This is a genomic window from Microvirga sp. KLBC 81 (genome assembly GCF_003075415.1).
Classification (GTDB): Bacteria; Pseudomonadota; Alphaproteobacteria; order Rhizobiales; family Beijerinckiaceae; genus Microvirga.
Genome location: NZ_QDAH01000238.1, coordinates 1 through 1,423, shown reverse-complemented (window position 1 = coordinate 1,423; position 1,423 = coordinate 1). Strand labels below are relative to the sequence as shown.

Below are 1,423 nucleotides of genomic sequence, written 5' to 3'. Positions count from 1 at the left end.
CCGTCCCAGAAGATGAGTTTGATGCGATCGGCCCGCTTGGCGCGAAAGACGTAGACAGTCCCCGAGAACGGATCCGCTCCCATGGTCTCGCGCACGAGTGCGGCAAGCCCCTCGGCTCCTTTGCGGAAGTCAACGGGCTTGGTCGCCACCAGGACGCGGACGGCACCGGTCGGTCCGATCATCGCACGCTCTTGAGCGCTTGCAGCACTGCGGCCAGCGTTGCGCCGTCGACTCCCGGCGGCACACGGATGATGGCACCCGCAATGGCAATCTCGATCACCGCCTCACGACAGGCTGCCGGGGTGGGCTGCGGTGTGTCAGGAGCGACAACAACCGGGGTAAAGCCCAGAGGAGGATCACCAGCCTCTTGTTTGGCTTGACGGCGCCAGGTGAACAGATGCTGGGGCGACATCCCGTGACGGCGGGCCACTTCAGACACCACCGCGCCGGGTGCGGTTGCCTCTTGCAGGATCCGCGCTTTCTCATCCGCCGACCAGCGCCGGCGTCCGCCAGCTCCAGTGATCACTTCCAGACGCCGCACGGGCCGGGGCGGCTCAAGCATATGGTCAACCATCGACACAAAACGATCCCCAATCAGAGATCGTTAGTCTCGCCGCTCAGAGACACGAACGTAAGGTGGGTTCAGAACACCGCTTACTCTTGATCGGGAGATCCTGCGTCGAAACTGCCGGTGCGTCAGGCGTATGACGAGGTCGAGGAACAGTAAGGGCAAAATGATCGGTCAGATCGGGATCAGGAAAAGCATTATCACCTAAAGAGCTTCGCGCTCGGGAATTTGATCTGCACCTGCTCTGCGTATCTCCATACCGGCCAGCGGCATGACTTCAGCCGCGACGAAAGGCCTGATACATAACCGCACCCGATCACATGCCGAAGCTGTTCAGAAATCCCTTGCGCGAACGGGGCCGTTCTCTAATCGCGGGCTTCCAGTCAAGCGCAAACAGCTCTGGCATCGTTGCTTCTCCCCGGATCACGGTTCTCTCCGCGGTCGGCACTGGCCGCCGCATCATCGGGTTCAACAGCACGAGCCTTCCAAGGTCCACAACGTGATCAGCTGGAGCCTCCAGCTCTCACAAGCCCCGCTCGCGGAATGACTCGTACCCTCGCCCTGAGGAGCAAGCACGGTGCCCAGCACTCATCTCATGACGAACACTGGGCTAATCTTTTGATCTCATGCTGCAGCTGTTTCCAGTTTGGTCCAGCGGAAGGGCTCGCCCGTCCGCCAGAACGCATGCAGGATGACAGCGAGCTTGCGGGCCAAGGCCACTCGGGCCTTGTTGAACCCACTCCGCTGCGCCAGCCGCACCGCCCAGGCCTTGAGCGGTGACCAGCGCTGCACCCGGGTCAGCAAGACACCAGCCGCCTCGAACAGGTAGGATCGCACCAGTTCGTCGCCGCATTT

At 61.8% G+C, this 1,423-nt stretch carries 2 protein-coding genes and 1 pseudogene; all 3 read right to left on the bottom strand.

Features of this window, described 5'->3' with window-relative positions; all coding sequences use genetic code 11:
* On the bottom strand, positions 1-182 hold a 182-nt coding region (gene tnpB, locus DC522_RS33485), incomplete at its 3' end, for an IS66 family insertion sequence element accessory protein TnpB (protein ID WP_133239428.1).
* The gene (locus DC522_RS33480) at positions 179-574 is read right to left on the bottom strand and encodes a transposase (protein WP_116532692.1); all 396 of its coding nucleotides are present in this window, start codon (positions 572-574) and stop codon (positions 179-181) included. The genes tnpB and DC522_RS33480, both read right to left, overlap by 4 nt.
* Positions 575-1,192: 618 nt before the next feature.
* A pseudogene (locus DC522_RS35310) lies at positions 1,193-1,423 on the bottom strand (IS110 family transposase); the annotation flags it as partial.

Bases quoted from the DNA above. Each gene is read 5' to 3' on its own strand.
- DC522_RS33480 (WP_116532692.1), bottom strand. From the start codon at position 574: ATGGTTGACCATATGCTTGAGCCGCCCCGGCCCGTGCGGCGTCTGGAA.